A 19,438-nucleotide genomic window follows, 5' to 3' on the forward strand; every position below is an offset into this window, starting at 1 on the left:
GTCTTTTTGTTTGGACTGCTGCCACTGAACCGCAAAAAAAATCGACCGGCTAAGAGAATTGCTGCCGGTCGATTGCTATTCTTCATTTAAGTCGATATCAGGAAAAGAGATTTTAAACGTCGTGCCTTTGCCAAGTTCACTTTCTACACTGATCTTTCCTTTGTGCAGGCGTACGAGCTGTTCAACAATCGATAGGCCCAAACCTGATTCACCAAATTGACGGTTTTTACGGGAAGGATCGACTTTGTAATAACGATCCCAAATATTCTTAACTTGTTCTTCAGACATGCCGATTCCCGTATCACTGATTTCGATGATCGTTTCCAAGTAGCCTTTTTCGATTCGAACCCGAATTTCTCCATCTTCCGTAAACTGGATCGCATTTTGTAAAATATTGACCATGATTTGGACGAAACGATCGTAGTCGGCATAGACGTCAATTGGCTCTGTTGTTTCTAAAATCAACACATCTTTGGCGATTTCTGCCTTGCTCTCAAGTTGCGTCAGCAGATTTTTAATGGTTTGCGTTGCATCGAATTTTTTGATGACCATCGAGATTTGATTGGTTCGGATTTTTTCGTAGTCAAGGTTTTCGTTGACTAATCGAATCAAGCGATTGGTTTCATTTTTCATCAAACGGATCGCATTGTCCTTTTGATTTTCAGGAATCGCGTTGTACTCTAACCCTTCCAATAAGCCATTGATGGTCGTCAAAGGCGTACGCATCTCATGCGAAGCGTCTGCCATAAATTGTCGACGACGTTCTTCTTGTCGTTCAATTTCCTCTTGCGACTCTTTTAAGGATTTCGTCATTAAATTAAAATCTTCGGCTAACTCATCAAATTCATCCCGATTATGCACTGGCAAGAAGATATCAAAATTGCCATTGGTGATCTCCTTGGTTGCTCGTTTCATGCGATTGATCCGCCTTACTTGGAACGTAGCAAATAGGTAACTGATCAATAAAGAAACGACGATCGAGATCAAACATACTTTAAACAAGTTTTGGTTAAAAGCACTGACAAGATTCAAGATGCTGCTTGCCGATTGTGAAACCACCATCACCCCGTAAAAATCCGTTCGATTGACAGAAAAAGGAATCAAAACATAGGAAGTCAGTTCTTTTTCCCCATATAGATTCGTGGGTGATGTCAGTTGCAGACGCGCCCCGTTTTCTAAGGATTGCCAGTCTTTTTCAGAAATTGGAAAATCCACCGCACGAGTCGTATCTAATGGATAAATGATGTCATCGGGGCTTTTAAAGAAAGCAAAAGAAATGTCTTGGTTGCTCAAAATATTTTCAGCCAAATGCAGAGAATATTGCAGATAGCCATCTCGCGTCATATTTTGCTGCAAATATTCTGAATCGCTGATTTGCGAAATCGTCGCGACCGACGAAGCATACCCCATTAACTGCTCATAATTTCGTTCTTGTAATGTTTGGCGCGTCATTTGTGTAAACGCAATACCAATCGTCATCAAAATCACGAAGATCACAACAAAAAACGCAATCAGCTGTTGATACAAGTAGCGCATTAAGCAGCACCTGCATCGTCAAATTTATACCCCACACCCCAGACGGTTTGAATGATCTGAGGTCCCACTTTTTCTATTTTTTGTCTGAGTTTTTTGATGTGCGCATCAACCGTCCGTTCATCACCAAAATATTGGTAATCCCAAACTAGTTCTAACAATTGCTCTCGTGAAAAGACTTGCCGCGGTTTTTTCGCTAACGTATAAAGCAAATCAAATTCCTTCGGCGTCAACCCATCGATGGGTTTGCCATTTAAATAGGCTTCCCGTGTTTTTGTGTTCATTTTGAAATGATCGGTCACAACATCAAAAGTTGCATCGGAAGCTTCAGGCGTTGTTTTTTCAACCAACTCACTGCGGCGGTGTAAGGCTTTGATCCGCGCGATCAAGGTCAGTGGACTAAAAGGTTTCGTCACATAGTCATCTGCCCCCATCTCCAACCCGATGACTTGATCGCTTTCTGAATCACGGGCCGTCAACATAATAATAGGTACTGTACTGGAGATTTTGCGAATTTCTCGCGCCACCATCATGCCATCCATGGAAGGAAGGTTCAAGTCAAGGGTGATCATGTCCCATTTGTCTGGTTCAGCAGCAAAGGCTTCCAGTCCTTCTTTGCCGTCGTACTTAAAAGCCGCTTCCCATCCTTCATTCAAGAAAAACATTTGCATCATTTCAGAAACAGATTCGTTGTCTTCAATCATTAATATATTCATTTTCTTCACCTCTATGTTCTTTATCAAATCGTTGCAGATTCTCTTCGATCAGGCCAAAGATCGGCACGATGAACCAAGGGATCGCGATCATTTCAACTAGGAAAAAATTGGTCCATTCTTGCCATTTCAAGACAAACCCAATGACCGCCATGATTCCGCCAAAAAGCAGAAAATAACGGGCGCATAGTTTCTGAGCATGCCGCCAGTTGCGTTCATTTTGTTTTGCTAAATAGGAACGGTAGCCATAAATAAGGTTCATTTTTTTTGATGGAAAAAGAAAAAAAGTGAGACCAATCAAGAAAAAAATGATACCAATTACTAAAAAAATCATCGTTTCACTCCATTCTTCCTATAGTATACTCGAATTTCTTTCTTCTACCAACAACTTCACCGATTATTCATAAAGGTTTGCCTTTTTTTCAATCTTTGATAAGATTGTGAGTGGACTATGACTATAAACCTTAGGAGTAAGATACATGACCTATAAAGCATTAACTTTTTTTGATCTTGACGGTACGCTTTTAGATGAACACTCGCAAATCACATCCGAAATCGCTGAAGCGATGGCGATGTTGCGAAAAAACCAAGTACTGCCGATCATTGCAACAGGAAGAACCGAACCTGAAGTTACCGCCATTCGTGAAGCAGCTGGGATCACCTCGAACATCGTCATGAACGGCGCCTTTATCCGTATTGACGGCAAAGAAGTTTTTTCCGATACCCTTGAACCTGAACTTTGCGCACGGATGTTCCAAGCAGTCAAAGACAATGGTGATGAACTGTGCTATTACAATGAGAAAGGCTATTGGGCGACTGGACATACCGAGGAAATGATTGGTGCGTACAACTATGTCCGCAGCCCTTTACCAGAAATCGATCCTCTGCATTATGAAACAGATCGGACCAATATGTTGTTGGTTTTAGGTGTCGGCAACGATGCTTATTATCATGAGCGTTTTCCAGAATTAACTTTTTATCGTAATACCCCCTTTTCCATCGATGTCGTAAAATCTGGCACCTCTAAAGGGACGGGCGTAAAAACCTTGGTAGAATTGTTGGGTCTAGAAGATGTACCTACCTTCGGCTTTGGTGACGGCAGCAACGACTTCGCTCTTTTAGAAGCCTGCGACCACAAAATTGCAATGGGAAATGGAATTCAAGAGTTGAAAGAGTTGGCAGACTTCGTGACCCTGAAAAATACCGAAGGCGGGATCGTGCACGCCCTGAAACACTTTGACTTAATCTGATTCTTTGCATACAGGCAAAACTATGGTATACTAATGAATGGTAGCGATACCCCTTTTATCAAGGGGATGTTACGGATTCGACAGGCATAGTTGAGCCTGAATTGCGCTTCGTAGGTTACGTCTACGTTAAAACGTTACAGTTAAATATAACTGCTAAAAACGAAAACTCTTACGCTTTAGCTGCCTAAAAACAGTTAGCGTAGATCCTCTCGGCATCGCCCATGTGCTCGAGTAAGGGTCCTATTCTAAGTGGGATACGTTTTATCTTTCCGTCTGTAAGATAAAAAAGAGAGCATCAGACTAGCGATACAGACTGCCTGTCACTCGGCAAGCTGTAAAGCGAACCTTCAAATGAGTTGACTATGAGCGTAGATTTTTAGGTAGCAATATGTTTGGACGCGGGTTCGACTCCCGCCATCTCCATAAAGCAAAATCGATTAGATTTTCGTAGTTTTCCTAAGTGTTCAAGACCTTGATTTAAAGAGGTTTTGAACACTTTTTTTGTATTTTCAGTTGCACAATGTTTTTCGTAGTTTTCTTGTTTGGTAGTCAAATGGTGGTTAATTATCAGCTTTAAAACGATGTGCTATTCCTCGCTTTTCTTAGATTGTATTTCTTATACCGATTGAACCTAAATTAATTGTTCAAGTGAAGTCAGATGCTTTTTTTAAGCAATCAATGCTCTTCAATGGCGTACCTTCTCACCAAATTGTATACGAATCTCTTTTTTGCGAGTTTTTCTTGGGCTGATTTTTTTACTCTATTTTTGATTTAAGGCTTTTTACTCCTTAGTATCTTTAGATACACTTTTTTTCACTCCTGTTTTGCGTTCTCAACGGCATTCTTTTTTCCTATCTAAAGAATATAAAAATAAAGAGAACCTTAGAATAGTCACGTTGGACAGTGCGGCTATTCTAAGTGTTCTCTTTTTGTCTTGTCCTACTTTTCAAAAGTTATTTTTTTGTGAGTCTGATAATTTCTGAAATATCGTCAATTTCCAATGCATTAGCGATTCTTTCAATATGTTGAAGGTAAACTTTTTCTCGTTTGCCATTTGCCAGCTTATTAATAATCGAAGGTTCAATATCAGATAAGCGTGCTAACTCTCTTAGAGAAATTCCTCGGCTTTTTACAAGCTCTTTTAAGCCTATTTCTATTTTTCTGTTCATGTATTAGCCACCTTTTTCTGCAAGCAGATGTTGTTCATAAGGACATCATATAGTAAAATAGAACCGAAGGTGGTGTCTGTAAGAGCACCAATAAAAAACAGAATGGAGGCGTTACTTTGAAAGAAATAGAAAAGATTGGCATTAAGACGAGTAATAAGCAGCCGGTAAAAGAAATTAGCTACCAGGACATATATGGTTTAGGAGATACTTTGGAGCAATTGAAATCTTGGCAAGAACCACTCTGTGTATTAGAAAAATTTTTCAGTGACAAAAAAAGACCAGCTAACAAGCAGAAAATCATCCGAGATTATCATGCCTGTTCCTTATTATTTCATGTCTTTCTCACAGACTTTGGTAGCTCCCTAGAAAAACTGGAACTCCAGATTGGTGATTTAAAAACTCGAAGAAAAGTTTAATAGCAAAACGATAGCTTGAGCTCACATCAAGCGATAAATGATCGCTTACTTTGCTTATTGATTCTAATAATGGAACATTTTTAACCGCTTATCTTCTTCTGTATAGAATCTACCCGTCTGTTACGTCTCGCAGAAACGACACAACGCTTAGAATCGTACGTGATCAAAAGATAATCGCCTTCCCTTCTTTCTTATCCTTTGATATGATGATTGCATCAAACGAAGGACGTGATTAGATGAAACTGACCTTATTGGCACCCTCTTTTTCTGTCATCCAAGTAGAGCGCATTGATCCTTCGATACTGAAGATCGTTCCTCTATTTTTTGCCCATACGTCAGAAGAACTTTCTTTGGTGTTACCAACGGCAAAGGTTCCAGCTGAAACACTAAACAGAGAAGATGGATGGAAAGCGATGAAAATAATTGGTGTGCTGGATTTTAGCTTAATTGGCATTATTGCAAAAATCTCTTCCCTTCTAGCCGAGGAGTCAATCAGTATTTTTGCTGTTTCTACCTTCAATACTGATTATATTTTAATCAAGGAACATCAGGTAGAACAAGCTCGTACTGTTTTAACCGCCAATGATTATTCCTTTGTCAATTGAGAAAAACTTGTTCTTCCTTACGACAAGTTACTTTCACTTGTCGTTTAACAAAGATAAGAGTACTGGGTATCCCAAATAAAAGACTTCCCCAAGCTTTCATTTGCCCCAGTACTCTTCATTGCTCGTTGTTAAGATAATCATAATACAAAAATGATTTTTATTCAATAAATATGCTTTAAAAATAAACAAAATGCTATTTTGTGACAATTTATAGGGGTTTCACTTCATTTCTAGCTAATATTCCCTATATCTGTTTATATTCTAAATGGTTCCGTGAAGCATCAGTTGAAGAGATGCGAGCCCTTCGTTAGTGATCCACCTTCTTTTAAAGTTTTGAATTTGAGAAAATTCAGCCTTGTCAATCTCGCCTTCCCATGCTACCATGATTATGCAAACGTTAACATTAAAATGCACACGTGAACATTAATTTGAGGAGGATTTTTAATGGCAAAAATTACAGATGTACAAACAGCGTATTATCGGATACCTCTTCCAGAAATCATGGAAGATGCGAAGCACGGCTTACACACCCACTTTGAAGTGCCTATCGTCAAGATCGTTACTGATGATGGACGTGAAGGGGTCGGCTATACGTATACTGGTGGCTTCGGTGGCGAATCGATCGCCAAACTGATCGATAAAGAACTAAAAGCGATCCTTTTAGGGAAAGATCCAGCATGTGTGGAAGCCTTGTGGGATCAGATGAACTGGGGAATCCACTATGTTGCCAGAGGCGGTTTAGCAAGTTTCGCCATTGCGGCTTGTGATATCGCCTTGTGGGACTTACGTGCGAAAAAAGCACAAGAACCCCTCTACAAACTTTTAGGCGGCGCAAGCAACAAAGTAAAATGCTATGGTGGTGCGATCGATCTAAACTTTCCTCTTGAAAAACTCTTAGCCAATAATCAAAAATATTTAGACATGGGATTAAAAGCGGTCAAAATCAAATTGGGACAAAAAACACTTGCCGAAGATATTGCTCGAATAAAAGCGGTCAGAGAATTGATTGGTCCCGATGTTGTCTTTATGGTGGATGCCAACATGAGCTGGTCTGTTGAAAAAGCGATCAAAGCCGCCAAACTGATGGCGCCTTATGACATTTTGTTCCTTGAAGAACCAACGATCCCCGAAGATTACGAAGGCTACGCTCGTATCGCTAAAGAAGGGCAAATTGCGGTGGCAGGCGGAGAAAACTTGCGCACCCCTATCGAATTTGCTCATATGATCAAATATGGCAATGTCGATTTTCCGCAACCCGACGCTTCCAATTGCGGTGGGATCACCGGCTGGTTGAAAATTGCTGCCTTAACACAAACAAGTAACTTATCTGTTTCTACACATGGCATGCAAGAATTGCACGTTAGTCTGCTGGCAGCGATGCCTAACGCTGGGTATCTCGAAATGCACAGTTTCCCAATCGATCAATACACCACGAGACCGTTAGTGATCGATCCATCCGATGGCTGTGCGATTGCCCCAGATGAACCAGGGATTGGCGTCACCTTTGACTGGGAGAAACTTGCTCCTCATAAACAACCCTTTTAACTGAAAACCCACGCTGATTTCCTTTAGGATGAGGAAATCAACGTGGGTTTTTATTACAGAATCAATGGTTTTTCTTCAAATGGAAGCCACCGTTCATCAATCAGGGAACGATACCAAGCGGCTGATTTTTTTAATGACCGAGTCCGTTCTTCATTTAGCTCGATTCGTACGAGACCATAGCGGTTTTTGAACGCATTCATAGGTGAAACACAATCGGTAAATGCCCAAAGCATATAGCCTTCGCAGTTGGCGCCTTCCTCGACGGCTTTTAGCAGCCAGTAAAGATGTTCGGTAATAAACTGAATCCGATAATCATCTTGGACTTGACCTGTGGCATCCATATACTGTTCTTCATTTTCCCGCCCCATACCATTTTCAGTGATCAGCCATGGAATATTGCCATAATTTTCTTTAAGATAATTAGCCATATCGTACATGACCTTCGGATAGATTTCCCAGCCACGGGAGTTATTCATTTGTTTTCCTGGCAAATCAAAGGTCTCATAAAACATTTCTGGATGAAATGGTGTATCCGAATGCCATTGATATCGTGGTGCCCGCACGCGTTTCGGGTAGTACTGATTGACACCTAAGAAATCCACCGTATGGGTGCGGATCGTTTCCAAATCTTCTTCTGTCGGATCAAAGTAGATGTCATAGGTTTGGCAAAGTGTGATAAGTTCATCTGGATAATGCCCCTTAACCATTGGATCAAAAAAGATTCGGTTGAAAAAAAGATCGTACATTTTTTGCGCGTTTTGATCCTCTGGTGAGGAAGAGCGTGCGTAAACCATTTCTGGATTTAGCACACAACCGATGCGCCCCTCGTAGCCCTTTTCATGATAGACAGCCACCGCTTGGGCGGACGCCAATACTTTGTGATAGTTCCAAAGCATCCATTTTTTTGTGTTTTGCTCATGGGGCCAGCGGATCGCATCGAGATAGCAACGAGTCTGAATAACGATCGGCTCATTGAAGGTAAACCACTGTTTGACTCGATCACCGTAACGCTCGAAGGCGATTTCGGCATAACGAGTATATAGATCGACCACTTTCCGCGAGCTCCAGCCATCATAGGCATCCATCAAACTAGCTGGCAGTTCATAATGTTCCAAACAAAGCATCGGTTCGACCCCAGCAGCAAGCAATTGGTCGATAAGCTGATCGATATGAGCAGCATAATCTTCATCAACGATCAGCTGTTCATGGTCGGTAAAGAAGCGCGCCCAGTTGATCGATGTTCGGTAATGGGTCAAATGAACCTCCTGCATCAGTTCAACATCCTCTGAAAACTTTTCCATAAAATTCGTCGCAACAGCCGGCCCGTAGCCATTATGCCAGACAAAGCGTTCTTCTTTGTACCAGCGGTCGAGATACGAATCTTGCCCTTCTTTCTTTCCTTGCCAGCCTTCTGTCTGCCAAGCAGACGAAGCAGCCCCTAAAATAAATGTTTCAGGTATTTTTACCATTTTTTTAAAACTCCTTTATGCAACTTCATTGGTCGTACGATTCATTACCAAAACAAAAGGTAGATAGATCAAAATTGCCACGACAATACAGATAACTTGCGTGATCACAGCCCCGATATCCCCAGCAGTAGCTAGATAAGCATTGACGATCGGTGGCATCGGCCATGGGACCATTACCACGGCTTTAGCGGCAAAGCCTAGACTTGTCGCCACGTACCCAATCGTTCCTGTTACTAACGGTGTCAGGATAAAGGGAATCGCCAAAATGGGATTCAGCATAATTGGCATTCCGAAGATCACTGGCTCATTGATATTGAAAATCCCAGGTGCTAATGACAATTTAGTGATTTGGCGCATGTCCTCCCGCTTGCCGACGATCAAAATCGCAATCAGCAACCCAATCGTAACCCCAGAGCCGCCCATACTCATATACATATCCCAAAACGGCATCGTAATAATATTGGGTACTTCTTTTCCAGCTTCAAAAGCTTCCGTATTGACAGCGATCGCTGCCAGCAACAATGGTTCGCGAATGGGTTTGACCATCTGGTTCCCATGAATGCCGATGACCCAAAAAACTTGTGCGATAAACATCAACAACAAGATACCTGGTAATCCTTGGACGATCCCTTCCAGTGGTCGTTGGACGACATTGTAGATGATATCGTAAGCATACATCCCTGTGAGTGCTTTGATAGCAAAACCAGCGGTGGCGATGATGGTCACGGTGAAAATCGTTGGAAACAATGCCGAAAAACTTGCCGAAACATTCCCAGGAACACTATCAGGCATCGTGATCTGCAGCCGTTTTTGTCTTCCTAACCACGCATAAAGCTCGATGGAAACGATCGCAACGAACATGCCTAAAAATAGGCCTTTCGTGTCAGTATATTGCTTAGCCAGCACGTTTTCGGCAACCACCGTCGCATCTTCGTGCAAAAATTCAAAGATCATTGGATTAACAGAAAGATAAGACATCACTGCGATGATTCCTGGAAAGACCCCAGAAATCTTATTTAATTTTGCTAGCTCAATCCCAATCAGAAACACTGCATAGATCGTTAAGAAACTCAACGTCACATAACTGACCGCAGATGAGATCGGTTTTAAACTTTCTAAAAAGCGCAGTGCCTCGATTTGTGCCAATCCATTTTCAGCATCAAAAACCATTGCTGAAAACAATGTACCAAATGCCCCTGTAATGATTACTGGAATCAAAGCAGCAAAGGCATTTTTAATGACCATGATGTAGCGTAAATTATTGATCCTATTGGCAAACTTTCCTAAAACGTCAGCGAGTCGATCCATAAATCCTTGCATAAAACTCCCTCCTATACCCCTATTCTTCAATTATTAGAAAACGATTACATTACAAATGTAATTCATTTCCTGAAGAATGTAAACGCAGGAAAAGCCTTTAAAACAGGGTATGTAAAGCTCCACGTTTACATACTTCGTTTTATCACTTATTATTATTTTGAGGTGAAGCAAATGGCGAACTACCATGACATCGCTGCCGATTTACGGAGCAAAATCAATCACGGGTTTTACGAAGAAGAGAAAAAATTGCCGAAGCAATCCGAACTGGCTGCGGATTATCAAACGAGCCGCGTGACGATTCAAAAAGCATTGAATATTTTACAAATGGAAGGCATTATTTACGGTAAAAAAGGCACGGGTACGTTTATCAGCGATTCCTATTCAACCTTCGATTACAACGCCAAGATCAATCGCGGGCTGACCAAGCGCCTTGGAGAAACAGGAAAGATCACCAGCAAGATCATTTCTTTTGCCATTCTTTTTCCCGATGAGAAAGAACAAGAAAAACTAAACATTCGCAGTGACCAGCAAATTTATGATATCGTTCGTTTGCGTCTATTTGACGATATACCCGTTGTTTTAGAATATACCATCATGCCGCTTCATGTCATTCCTGGCATTACCGAAGAAGTCTTAGCCTCTTCCGTCTATAGCTACATCACGAACCAACTCCACTCCTCGATTGGAACATCTGTCCGTCGTATCAAAGCGGATCGTGCAGACACCTACGACCAGCAATACTTAGCTTGTGCTGCCACCGATCCCATTTTAGAAGTGGAACAAACGGTTTACCTCGGCGATGGGACGCCTTTTGAATTTTCCCAATCACGGCACCGCTATGATATGGGGGATTTTATTGTTGTAAATAATTAATACGCTGCGTATCGATCCTCACTCAGAGGCACTCGATACGCAGCGTATTTTACTTAAAATACTGCTGATAGACTGTTTGACCAATTTCTCTTAGCCAACTGATCCCTCGGCCACTATCGGCTTTATCATAGGAAAATGCCGCTATGATGATCGTCGTTTCATTGGCTTGTAAATATGCTACATCGTGTTCGATGCGGTCAAGACGACCTGTCTTATTAAAAATGCGGCAAGAAGGCTGCGCAGTTTCAGCAAAATTCCCCGCTAATCCATCTTGAAATTGCTGCTGATTTAAAGGTGAAAATCCTAGTGCAGCTTCTTCTCGTTCCACACACCTTAGTAGCAGTTTGGCAGCCACCGAGGGTGTCAAGCGGTTCTCTTTGTCTTTGATCGGTCGCATCATATACCGTTCAAATTGGATCTCCGGCTCCTGAATCCATGCCTGAAGCGTGGGCAACCCTACTAAGTCCAATAGTACATTGGTCGCAGTATTATCAGATACGGCGATCATTGCCGTGAGAAGTTCACTGATGGTCCAACCTTTCTTCTGAGGAAAAAGACGGATCACCCCAGCACCCCCTGTCAGATCAACAGGGCTCACACAAATTACCTGTTGGGGATCGATCTTTTTTTCGATGATTTGTTCAAGATAATACGCGTACAAAACAAGCTTACTGATACTCGCTGCCGAAAACGACTTTTGACTCTGATAGTCAACAAGACATTCCGTTGGCGTACCGATCCATAACCCCATTTCCAATGTTGCCTGGTAATTTTTTAGAATAGGATCAATTGCTACACGCAAGTCATCTTTTCCCATCAAAAACCCCTTTCCTTACGTTCATGAAAAGAATGTTCATGAGCATTCCTGTGATTCATTCGGTTGGTTCTGCCAATAACGCGCCACAACTGCGAGTTCTGGTTCATAATTAGAGCCAGTGATTTTGGTTTTCATGACCCGTGACCCAGGTGTTCTTGAATGAATCATTTCGTCATCCCCCAAATATAGACCGACATGATGGACTTCGCCTTTTCCTTCTTCATAAGCAAACAACAGCAGATCCCCTGGTTGTGCCTGACTGTAAGGTACGATGTTTGCTTGTTGTGCTTGCTCGATCGTATCTCGGGGGATTAAAATACCATGAAGTCGATGCAGCGAATACATGAATCCAGAACAGTCAAAGCCACTGCCGCTAATGCCTGCCCAGACATAGGGCTGGTTTATAAATTGTTCTGCCAAGGCTATTATTTTTTCTGGGAGCTTTGCCCATGTGTCCGATAGGACGTGAGCAAAAGCTTTAGCGATCGTTGCTGGTCCATTAGGCGTAGCCACTTGATAGGAATCTGCGGTTTCCCCAACAAGTGGTAAAACTGTTCCAAAAGAAACAAGTCGTGTGGTCGAGTCAAAAACAAGCACGGCTTCTTTTGCAATCACACCAATCCTTCTTTTGGCTGTTGCATAGTCTGGTGACAATGGCTTCAATACCTCGTTCGGCAGATAACCCGGATACCCGAGTGGGTGTTTATTGCTTATTTGATCCAAGACGATCACATGGGACCAACCATCCGTTTGGGCGATGACTTCTACAATCGTCCCATATAATACTTCGGAGTCCACTAAGCTTTCCTGATAAAGCCGCATCGTATCTTCATCAGTCAAAAAAGTGTGCAGTGCTTCTAAAGGAAATGCTTTGATTTTTGCTAGTACTTTGTTTTCTTTGGGTTCCTTCCATAAGAAGGAAGAGCCAGCCTGAACAATTTGTTTCATCTTTGCTCCTCTCATAACTGTTTATTCGTTGATTCCTAGTCCGATGCGTTCGGTGACGCTCAAGCTTCCTGGACGCTGAAGAATCCCTTGCATTTCAGGGGAAGTCGTTTGGGTCTCCCACATAAAAGGAACATCCAGATCATAAAATTGGACATCCGCCATCCCCAAGGCAAAATGGGCGGCTGCAGCCATTCCCCCATACCCTTCAATCATCGAACCGACCATCACCGGCATTTGATGCTCTTTTGCCAATTGATAAATTTTTTGTCCCTCTTTGATCCCGCCGCTTTTCATCAATTTAATGTTCATATAATCGCAGCAGTTTTCAGCAATCAAACGTTTGGCATCCTCATAGGAAAAAAGACTTTCGTCTGCCATGATCGGAATCGTCGTCCGAGCAGTCACATAGCTAAGTCCAGCAAAATCATTGGCTTTGACGGGTTGCTCAACAAACTCGATCGGAATGTCTTGCCATTGGTCTAAAATCTGCACCGCTTCTTCTTTGGTCCAGCCTTGATTGGCATCAATTCGAAAGGGGATCTTTCCTGCCAAACGTTCATTGATGCGGCGAATTTTCGCAACCTCCTCTTCGATCGCGTCTACTCCCAGTTTGATTTTCAAGGAGCGAAATCCCGCCTGGATTTTCGCTTGGGCATCATGCAGCATCTGCTCCTGTGAACCAACACTGATCGTATAGTCGGTTGTCAGTGTATTGGCAGAACCACCTAAATAGCGGTAAAGAGGCAAGTTTGCCGCTTTTGCCAGTGCATCATGCAACGCGATATCAATCGCCGCTTTAGGGCTCGTATGATGCTGGATCAACGCATGAAGCTCATCCATTACCAGCAATTGGGCATCTACCTTTCTTCCTAACAGGAACGGGGTAAAGACAGTTTCGATATCTGTTAAAATACTTTCTTTTGTATCACCGGTGATCACTTCGGTAGGTGCTGCTTCTCCGATGCCAACGATCCCATTGTCAAAAGAAAGCAGCACTCGAATCACTTCGACGGCGTGCACTTCTCTGAGCGCCGTTTTAAACGGTGCATTCAGCTGGATCGGAATTAGCTTCGTTTCAACTGCTGTGATTTTCATTGGTGTTCCTCCCAAAAAGAAAAGCAGTTCTTATCTAGCTAAAATGAATACGTCATGTTCGCTGCTAGAAAAAGAACTGCTTTATTCCTTGTTATCAAGTTGCTAAACATTCTAGTAACGTTTTTCTCGTCTGCTACCCTCTTTAACGAAGTCAGACAATGAATAGACGAAAGATACTTTTTTCTCCTTATTCTTCGACAAAGACATTTTTATAATCATAGGCCGCGCCAACACTATGAACGATGAGGCCTTTGATTTTTGGCGACCGTAGATGTGCTTCAGCACTTTGGAAGAGTGGAATAACGCCTAAGTCGTCGTTTAAGATTTTTTCTGCTGCTACCATATTTTCCCAACGGGCTTCTGGATCGTTAGCATTTTCATTGGAGGCTTGTTCGATCAATTGATTGTAGTCATCATTTAGCCATTTTCCACGATTATAGGAACTGTCTTTTTTGAACAATTCCAAAAAGTTGATTGGATCTGCATAATCCCCGATCCAGTTGTTCATGACCATCTCAAAATCGCCGCTATTTGAACGATCCAAGCGCACAGAAAATGGAACGTTTGTGACTTCGACAGTCAGCCCATCCAGTGTTTGCTGCAAGGTGCCTTGAATGTATTCTGCCATTTTTTTCGATTGATCGGTATCTGATGTCAACAGTTCAAAAGACAATGTATCGATACCCAGTTCAGCTTTTGCCTTTTCCCAATATTCTTGGGCTTTTTCTTCGTCAAAGGCTAACGTGGTTGCCGCATCCTCGACAAAATCAGCCTTTGTCTCTGGATTAAACGCTAGGTCAGAAGGAACAAAACCGACCGCCGGTAAGGAGCCGTTGCCTAAAATATTGTCAACGATTTGTTGTCGATTCATACTATACGAAATGGCTTGGCGCAGATTTGCATTTCGAAAAGGCGAATCTTCTGGTGCTTGATTCATTTCTAAATACTGAGTGGTTGCACTAGGCTGAACAATGTAATCAGGATGATTCACATTCTGCATCGCCAATTCACCGCTTAAAATAATGTCATCGGCTTGTCCGCTTTCGTACAAGTTATAAGCGGTCGATGAGTCTTTCACGACATCAAAGTTAATTGTTTCAAGTTTGACCGAATCGGCATCCCAATAATCGGGATTTTTCGCCAATGTCCATTGGATGTCGGTGCCTGGTCCAGCATAATTGGTCAATAGGAATGGTCCATTGTACGCCGCGTTTTCACTGGTTAAGGCATATTGGTCACCGAACTCTTCCACGACACGCTCGTTTTGCGGGAAGAAAGTTGGAAAAGCCAGTAAAGATAAAAAGTAAGGCGTCGGTTTTTCTAACGTGATTTTCAATTCATGATCATTGACTGCTTCGATCCCTAACTCGCTTTTATCTAGCGTACCATCTGAAATAGCGACAGCGTTTTTAACGGGTGCCAGCATATAAGCATAATTGGAAGCAGTGGCTGGATCAACAGTTCGCTGCCAGCTAAAAACATAATCAGCTGCAGTAACTGGATCGCCATTGGACCATTTTGCCTCTTCCCGCAGTGAAATGGTGTAAGAAAGCCCATCTTCACTAACTTCAGCGTCTTCGCTTGCACCAGCGATCACAGGAACATTGTTTTCATCTAAGCGATAAAGACCTTCATAGGCGTTGTTTAACGTGATAAAGCTGTAAGAGTCGGTTGCTAAAGAAATATCTGCACTGCCCATCTCTGCCGAAAATTGCACATTGATCACTTGCTCTGCAGAAGAAGCGGCTGATGAATCCGTCTCGTTATCTTCATTGCCATTTTGACAAGCTGCTAAAAATAAGCTGCCTAGTAACACAAGCGATACTGCATATTTGCTACATTTCCCCATTTCTACTCATCCCCTTCTAACATTCAGATAATTCAAAAAATTCTGTTTGTTGTACCGAGTTTACCGCATGTTTATGCAGCCTGTCAATTTAACACGACCAAAAAATGTAAGAGGTTACATGATTGTGTCAGAAACGCTCTTCTGAATGTAAAAAGTAGAAAAGAGCGACTTTTATACTGAATATCGTTGAAAGGAGTCGTGCCAAGAAAACATACAAAAAAGTCCTGATCTTCTAGTAATCAGAACTTTTGATACTTTCTTATACATCATTTCGCAGGTAAAATGGATAAAAAAACTTTCTTAATTTTCCTTCCCTTTCACACAAAAAAAGAAGACATAAATTTCGTCTTCATAGCGCTTTCTCAGAGCCTTCCCACTTTTTTGCCTTTCAACTCAAGGAATAAAAGAAATCTCCTCAGAAAGCAAAAAAAACGTATCTATTTTAAAATGGGAGTGGTACACTAAACAAACGAAGAGTACTGCACGTGAGAAAAGAAAGACTTCCCCAAGTATCCATTTTCTCCAATACTCTTCGGACTCTTCAGTACGTATATTAATTATACGTACTTTTTTCATTTGTTCAAGGCTTTTGAATGATTTAATCAAAAAGTGAAAATCGATAAAAAAGTAAAAATCCCCATGCTAATTGACAATGATTCTCAATTAGCGCTATACTAAATGAAATCACTCACAGTCAAAGGAGGAATTTCATGTATATCCGTACCGTCGCATTTGAAGTCATTCCAGAAGGCAAAGACATCTTTCTTGCTAAAATGAAAAAAGATACCGCCTCAATGAAAACATTTGCTGGCTGTCACTCTGCTGAAGCTTGGTTTTCAGAATCAAAAGACCGCCTCGTTTTCCAGCTGGTGTCAAAATGGACTGAGAAAAAAGCATTTCAAGCTTGGTTAAAACGCCCCGAACATCTGCAAAAGCACCGAGAGGCGTATCGAGTAGAAAAGGAAGGAACTGCAAAACCGAGCCTTGTTTTGTCCAAAACAGGTCAAGAATTTGTCTTGATCGATGAAGAGCCTACTCCTAGTTAAACGATACGAGCGATCCACCAAAGCGGATTCCGTTCGTTTTGGTGGATCGCTTTCTTGTTCAGTATCTCTCTTTTCTATTCCACCGTTCGCTCGTTCAGGGTTCTTCCTTGCTGATCTTTTAATTGAAGCCAGCCATTGGTCCCCCCATAGTAAAGAAACATGCCGACCTCATTGACACTTTTTAATACGACGTCTTCAATCGTTCGTCCCTCTTTGATCGCTGATTGATTTTCTTGCCGTATCTTTTCTGCTAATCGAGCTGAAAAGCCCACCGAGCCGTCTTTGTTCAAAGGAACCTCTTGACGCAAGGTAGCGCCTTTTTCAATTCGAACCTCGTTGCGTTTCTGCCAATAGACCGTTGCTGTACTTCCTTGATAATCCACCATAAAGGGTTCATCTTGTAATTCTTTTGACCATTTATGACGAGGCTTGCCCCCTTTTTTCACCGCTTTCGTTTCCTTTTTACTGGTGGATACATACCCCAGAAAATCGATCAAGCAATCAAATGATTCCGCACAAACAGCGACCCCTTGTTGCAGTTCCTGTGGAATCACGATAGGTGCGTTGGAAGCATTGGACAAATGATATTTCTCTTGATAATAGGCTGCTAAGTATGGCGCCATGATCTCCCAAGGTGGTGTAAGGATCATTAAGCGATCATATTCTTGCTTGTCATCAAATGTTTTCTCATCTGCTACTGATAGTAATTGGCCTTCTTTTATGGCTAAGAGGACGGTATTGTCTTTTGTTTCAATAAGTTTTCCTTTAACAATTTGCAGTTGCCCTGCTTCCTTCGGCAATTCAAAAAGCATCTGTTTGTCATCAATGACCGTTTTTTCTAATTCCATTTTGCTCCCTGCTTTCTGCTAGTTTCTCGCCCATTATAGCATGTATTTTTCTACGCAGCGGTGTCCAAGAATCAAAAAAAGAGGCTGCTTCCAAGAAACAGCCCCTTTGTTAAGGGAATTGGTTTACGTGCATGGCTTCGCTTGATTGGGATTAACCCTTAGCTAGAAAAGCATTCAACCAATGCTGGTTGATAGATCTCGTTGTATTTTGCCACAACTCGTCCACAACGTTCTTCAAGCTCGTCATGATCGGTCTCTTCATAACGGATCACATGCAAAACGGCACAACGTTCCATTTTTCTGACCACTTCTCCGATAACGCGGCTTTCTAAGCCAACTGGTTTACATTCATATGCTTTACCTAATACAATTGTTTCTGCTTCCATAATGCGCTCCTTACTACTCGTTTCTCTAATTGTATTATCATCTTATCATCTAATTCTAATAAAATAAAGCGATATGCATGTCTATTTAAAACAAAAATGAAAAAAGTGCCCATTATTCAATGAACACTTGCTTTGTAAACGTTATATTGTTTTTTGCTAATTATTAAGAAATGACGATTTATTTACGACTCGCTACTAGGATCGCCGCAAATTCTTCAAGATATTTCTGATCGATCGCATCATAGCTGTTCGTTTTGCCACTATCGATATCCAACACACCAATCAATTGATCATCAGCTATCATAGGAACAACGATTTCAGACATAGCTGCCGAGTCACAAGAGATATAGTTCTCATGTTCTTTGACATTCGGGACGATCAATGTCGTTTGTTTTGCGGCTGACTCCCCACAAACCCCTTTGCCCATAGTGATTCTAGTGCAAGATACTCTTCCTTGGAACGGGCCTAAGATCAGTTCGCCTTCTTCAAACAAATAGTAGCCGGCAAACACCGTATCTTCCAATGTTTCATTTAATAAAGCAGAAGAGTTTGCTAGATTAGCGATCCAATTACTCTCTGCTTCTAGTAATCCTTTTAATTGCAGAAGCATCAATTCATACGCTTCGATTTTTTTATTCATTTTCTCACCTCTGTCCTTGATTATAAGCAAAGACAGAGGATTTGTCTTGTCTAAATTACTGAGTATGGGAAACAATAATGTGAAAAAAGAACTGTTGCCTAAAATAGCCTATCCATCCACTCGTACCAATAGTCAACGCTACTCATAGCATTTCCTTCTCAGTCGTCTTTGAAAACTTACTAGGCATCAATCACAGTAAAGCGAGTGTTTTCATGTTGTACTGTTTCGATCTCATCGATAATTGCCTTAGCTAACGTACCGCTAGATGTCACCGATTCCTTTTGTTCGTTGAATAGTAAGTGATCTTTCCCTAAAATCGCTGGTTTAGCTGGTCCTTCTTGAAAGACATTCCCAGGAGAAATCCCCACCCAAGGGACATTTTTGACTGTTTCTAAAAAGAGATATTCGTCTAGCTGATTTTCTGGAATCGCAATCCAACTTTCGCTTCCTGGTGCTTTTTTCAACTCAGAGAGATTACGTTCCCCCGCTTCATTGAATAAACTGCCGGCTCCTAAGATGAAGAACAAACGAGTGTTTTTTTCTCGAAACAGGTGCACTAATTTTGCTGCCAGATCCACATGCAAGTAAGCTTTGTCAGGACTTGTCGCAAACGCGTCAACAAGCACATCAAAGTCACTGAGCTCTTCTTCTGTGAGAGAAAAAGCATCCTTTGTAAGTGTTTTGACCGTCTCACCAAGTTGTTCTTTGGCCTTCGCTTCATTTCTCACGATAGCAGTCACTTCGTGTCCTCTCTGTACTGCTTCTTGATAAATTGCTGAACCTGCATTCCCTGTTGCGCCAATAATACCGATTTTCATAATGATCATCCTTCCTACTTTTGTTTTTTTCAAAATCAGTTGTTACTAATTAAGTTACAACTAGAGTATAAAAGAAACTTTCTTCCCTGTCAAGAATT

At 41.7% G+C, this 19,438-nt stretch carries 20 protein-coding genes and 1 other RNA gene; 7 read left to right on the top strand and 14 right to left on the bottom strand.

Features of this window, described 5'->3' with window-relative positions:
• Positions 1-75: 75 nt before the first annotated feature.
• Genes IGI96_RS02215 through IGI96_RS02225 form a run of 3 tightly spaced genes read right to left on the bottom strand, consistent with a single transcriptional unit; the run spans position 76 to position 2,580 of the window.
• Positions 76-1,536 carry a sensor histidine kinase gene (locus IGI96_RS02215; protein WP_005229120.1) on the bottom strand — a complete coding sequence of 487 codons (1,461 nt, stop codon included), beginning with the start codon at positions 1,534-1,536 and terminating at the stop codon, positions 76-78.
• Positions 1,536-2,249: a response regulator transcription factor gene (locus IGI96_RS02220; protein ID WP_010749704.1), complete on the bottom strand. Its 714-nt coding sequence runs from the start codon at positions 2,247-2,249 to the stop codon at positions 1,536-1,538. Before IGI96_RS02220 ends, IGI96_RS02215 begins: the two co-directional genes overlap by 1 nt.
• Positions 2,230-2,580: an SdpI family protein gene (locus tag IGI96_RS02225; protein WP_015510109.1), complete on the bottom strand. Its 351-nt coding sequence runs from the start codon at positions 2,578-2,580 to the stop codon at positions 2,230-2,232. Before IGI96_RS02225 ends, IGI96_RS02220 begins: the two co-directional genes overlap by 20 nt.
• Positions 2,581-2,725: 145 nt before the next feature.
• On the opposite strand from IGI96_RS02225, the gene IGI96_RS02230 reads away from it, so the two are divergent.
• Entirely contained in the window at positions 2,726-3,496 is a 771-nt protein-coding gene (locus IGI96_RS02230; protein ID WP_005231883.1) for a Cof-type HAD-IIB family hydrolase, read from the top strand.
• Positions 3,497-3,558: 62 nt separating this feature from the next.
• Positions 3,559-3,922, top strand: a transfer-messenger RNA (tmRNA) gene (gene ssrA, locus IGI96_RS02235).
• Between the two features lie 527 nt (positions 3,923-4,449).
• Here the strand turns inward: ssrA and IGI96_RS02240 are convergent.
• Entirely contained in the window at positions 4,450-4,665 is a 216-nt protein-coding gene (locus IGI96_RS02240; RefSeq protein ID WP_074933564.1) for a helix-turn-helix domain-containing protein, read from the bottom strand.
• A gap of 116 nt (positions 4,666-4,781) precedes the next feature.
• Between IGI96_RS02240 and IGI96_RS02245 the strand changes: the two genes are divergently transcribed.
• From IGI96_RS02245 to IGI96_RS02255, 3 genes are all read left to right on the top strand, one after another.
• Positions 4,782-5,081, top strand: a complete 300-nt coding sequence (locus tag IGI96_RS02245) for a hypothetical protein (RefSeq protein WP_086338012.1) — start codon at positions 4,782-4,784, stop codon at positions 5,079-5,081.
• A gap of 236 nt (positions 5,082-5,317) precedes the next feature.
• Positions 5,318-5,686, top strand: a complete 369-nt coding sequence (locus IGI96_RS02250) for an ACT domain-containing protein (RefSeq protein WP_010749708.1) — start codon at positions 5,318-5,320, stop codon at positions 5,684-5,686.
• Positions 5,687-6,130: 444 nt separating this feature from the next.
• Positions 6,131-7,231 carry a mandelate racemase/muconate lactonizing enzyme family protein gene (locus tag IGI96_RS02255; protein WP_123833806.1) on the top strand — a complete coding sequence of 367 codons (1,101 nt, stop codon included), beginning with the start codon at positions 6,131-6,133 and terminating at the stop codon, positions 7,229-7,231.
• A gap of 53 nt (positions 7,232-7,284) precedes the next feature.
• On the opposite strand, the gene IGI96_RS02260 is transcribed toward IGI96_RS02255, so the two are convergent.
• A complete protein-coding gene (locus IGI96_RS02260) occupies positions 7,285-8,700 on the bottom strand; it encodes a glycoside hydrolase family 1 protein (RefSeq protein ID WP_010749710.1) in 1,416 nt (471 codons plus the stop codon).
• 15 nt (positions 8,701-8,715) lie between these two features.
• A complete protein-coding gene (locus IGI96_RS02265) occupies positions 8,716-10,020 on the bottom strand; it encodes a PTS sugar transporter subunit IIC (protein WP_015510115.1) in 1,305 nt (434 codons plus the stop codon).
• 171 nt (positions 10,021-10,191) lie between these two features.
• On the opposite strand from IGI96_RS02265, the gene IGI96_RS02270 reads away from it, so the two are divergent.
• Positions 10,192-10,893 (top strand): GntR family transcriptional regulator, encoded by a 702-nt coding sequence (locus IGI96_RS02270; RefSeq protein ID WP_086338009.1) that lies wholly within the window; start codon positions 10,192-10,194, stop codon positions 10,891-10,893.
• Between the two features lie 49 nt (positions 10,894-10,942).
• Here the strand turns inward: IGI96_RS02270 and IGI96_RS02275 are convergent, their stop codons facing one another.
• From IGI96_RS02275 to IGI96_RS02290, 4 genes are all read right to left on the bottom strand, one after another.
• Complete coding sequence (locus tag IGI96_RS02275) at positions 10,943-11,710, bottom strand: serine hydrolase (protein WP_086338008.1); 768 nt, start codon at positions 11,708-11,710, stop codon at positions 10,943-10,945.
• Between the two features lie 36 nt (positions 11,711-11,746).
• The gene (locus IGI96_RS02280; RefSeq protein ID WP_176323944.1) at positions 11,747-12,658 is read right to left on the bottom strand and encodes a C40 family peptidase; all 912 of its coding nucleotides are present in this window, start codon (positions 12,656-12,658) and stop codon (positions 11,747-11,749) included.
• 21 nt (positions 12,659-12,679) lie between these two features.
• Complete coding sequence (locus tag IGI96_RS02285) at positions 12,680-13,753, bottom strand: dipeptide epimerase (protein WP_086338006.1); 1,074 nt, start codon at positions 13,751-13,753, stop codon at positions 12,680-12,682.
• A 187-nt stretch (positions 13,754-13,940) separates the two neighbouring features.
• Positions 13,941-15,602: a peptide ABC transporter substrate-binding protein gene (locus IGI96_RS02290; protein ID WP_086338005.1), complete on the bottom strand. Its 1,662-nt coding sequence runs from the start codon at positions 15,600-15,602 to the stop codon at positions 13,941-13,943.
• A gap of 710 nt (positions 15,603-16,312) precedes the next feature.
• Between IGI96_RS02290 and IGI96_RS02295 the strand changes: the two genes are divergently transcribed.
• Positions 16,313-16,648, top strand: coding sequence for an antibiotic biosynthesis monooxygenase family protein (locus IGI96_RS02295; protein WP_086338004.1), 336 nt, complete (start codon positions 16,313-16,315; stop codon positions 16,646-16,648).
• Between the two features lie 74 nt (positions 16,649-16,722).
• On the opposite strand, the gene IGI96_RS02300 is transcribed toward IGI96_RS02295, so the two are convergent.
• The 4 genes from IGI96_RS02300 to IGI96_RS02315 form a co-directional block, all read right to left on the bottom strand.
• Positions 16,723-17,496: a hypothetical protein gene (locus IGI96_RS02300; protein ID WP_081116494.1), complete on the bottom strand. Its 774-nt coding sequence runs from the start codon at positions 17,494-17,496 to the stop codon at positions 16,723-16,725.
• Between the two features lie 158 nt (positions 17,497-17,654).
• Positions 17,655-17,882: a hypothetical protein gene (locus tag IGI96_RS02305; RefSeq protein WP_005229082.1), complete on the bottom strand. Its 228-nt coding sequence runs from the start codon at positions 17,880-17,882 to the stop codon at positions 17,655-17,657.
• 178 nt (positions 17,883-18,060) lie between these two features.
• A complete protein-coding gene (locus IGI96_RS02310) occupies positions 18,061-18,522 on the bottom strand; it encodes a GAF domain-containing protein (RefSeq protein ID WP_074536031.1) in 462 nt (153 codons plus the stop codon).
• A gap of 179 nt (positions 18,523-18,701) precedes the next feature.
• Positions 18,702-19,349, bottom strand: coding sequence for an NAD(P)H-binding protein (locus tag IGI96_RS02315; protein WP_016608699.1), 648 nt, complete (start codon positions 19,347-19,349; stop codon positions 18,702-18,704).
• Positions 19,350-19,438 lie beyond the last annotated feature (89 nt).

This window comes from Enterococcus sp. DIV0421 (assembly GCF_051713745.1).
Lineage (GTDB): Bacteria > Bacillota > Bacilli > Lactobacillales > Enterococcaceae > Enterococcus_D > Enterococcus_D casseliflavus.

Bases quoted from the DNA above. Each gene is read 5' to 3' on its own strand.
- IGI96_RS02225 (WP_015510109.1), bottom strand. From the start codon at position 2,580: ATGATTTTTTTAGTAATTGGTATCATTTTTTTCTTGATTGGTCTCACT.
- IGI96_RS02240 (WP_074933564.1), bottom strand. From the start codon at position 4,665: ATGAACAGAAAAATAGAAATAGGCTTAAAAGAGCTTGTAAAAAGCCGA.
- IGI96_RS02285 (WP_086338006.1), bottom strand. From the start codon at position 13,753: ATGAAAATCACAGCAGTTGAAACGAAGCTAATTCCGATCCAGCTGAAT.
- IGI96_RS02230 (WP_005231883.1), top strand. From the start codon at position 2,726: ATGACCTATAAAGCATTAACTTTTTTTGATCTTGACGGTACGCTTTTA.
- IGI96_RS02255 (WP_123833806.1), top strand. From the start codon at position 6,131: ATGGCAAAAATTACAGATGTACAAACAGCGTATTATCGGATACCTCTT.
- IGI96_RS02290 (WP_086338005.1), bottom strand. From the start codon at position 15,602: ATGGGGAAATGTAGCAAATATGCAGTATCGCTTGTGTTACTAGGCAGC.
- IGI96_RS02265 (WP_015510115.1), bottom strand. From the start codon at position 10,020: ATGCAAGGATTTATGGATCGACTCGCTGACGTTTTAGGAAAGTTTGCC.
- IGI96_RS02260 (WP_010749710.1), bottom strand. From the start codon at position 8,700: ATGGTAAAAATACCTGAAACATTTATTTTAGGGGCTGCTTCGTCTGCT.
- IGI96_RS02305 (WP_005229082.1), bottom strand. From the start codon at position 17,882: ATGGAAGCAGAAACAATTGTATTAGGTAAAGCATATGAATGTAAACCA.
- IGI96_RS02250 (WP_010749708.1), top strand. From the start codon at position 5,318: ATGAAACTGACCTTATTGGCACCCTCTTTTTCTGTCATCCAAGTAGAG.
- IGI96_RS02270 (WP_086338009.1), top strand. From the start codon at position 10,192: ATGGCGAACTACCATGACATCGCTGCCGATTTACGGAGCAAAATCAAT.
- IGI96_RS02215 (WP_005229120.1), bottom strand. From the start codon at position 1,536: ATGCGCTACTTGTATCAACAGCTGATTGCGTTTTTTGTTGTGATCTTC.
- IGI96_RS02310 (WP_074536031.1), bottom strand. From the start codon at position 18,522: ATGAATAAAAAAATCGAAGCGTATGAATTGATGCTTCTGCAATTAAAA.
- IGI96_RS02220 (WP_010749704.1), bottom strand. From the start codon at position 2,249: ATGAATATATTAATGATTGAAGACAACGAATCTGTTTCTGAAATGATG.
- IGI96_RS02300 (WP_081116494.1), bottom strand. From the start codon at position 17,496: ATGGAATTAGAAAAAACGGTCATTGATGACAAACAGATGCTTTTTGAA.
- IGI96_RS02315 (WP_016608699.1), bottom strand. From the start codon at position 19,349: ATGATCATTATGAAAATCGGTATTATTGGCGCAACAGGGAATGCAGGT.
- IGI96_RS02275 (WP_086338008.1), bottom strand. From the start codon at position 11,710: ATGGGAAAAGATGACTTGCGTGTAGCAATTGATCCTATTCTAAAAAAT.
- IGI96_RS02280 (WP_176323944.1), bottom strand. From the start codon at position 12,658: ATGAAACAAATTGTTCAGGCTGGCTCTTCCTTCTTATGGAAGGAACCC.
- IGI96_RS02295 (WP_086338004.1), top strand. From the start codon at position 16,313: ATGTATATCCGTACCGTCGCATTTGAAGTCATTCCAGAAGGCAAAGAC.